The following is a 274-nucleotide window of genomic DNA, read 5'->3' on the forward strand; positions in this document are numbered from 1 at the left end:
TGGTGCCGGCCACAACCTGCGCATGATCCTCAGAAAGCTGCGGCGTTTTTACGTCCTTGTACTTGTCGCATTGCTCAACCGCTCCGCGGCTTCCGCTTCGACACCATGAACGGCGTCGTCGCCGAAAGCGAATTATTCAGACCCGACTAGGAACTTTGAAGTACTGACACGGCGTGGACAAGCATGAGCATTGCGAAGACGACGAAATGAAGCCCAGCGAGAGTTTCGGGGAGCCGTTCATAGTCACGTGCGAGACGCCGGAAACGGTTGAGCC

1 pseudogene is annotated in these 274 nt (G+C 56.6%); it reads right to left on the bottom strand.

Going from position 1 to position 274, the window contains the following annotated elements:
* Window positions 1–146: 146 nt before the first annotated feature.
* A pseudogene (locus tag AB3X96_RS42825) lies at window positions 147–274 on the bottom strand (IS5/IS1182 family transposase); the annotation flags it as partial.

Source organism: Paraburkholderia sp. BR13439 (assembly GCF_040948805.1).
GTDB lineage: Bacteria > Pseudomonadota > Gammaproteobacteria > Burkholderiales > Burkholderiaceae > Paraburkholderia > Paraburkholderia youngii.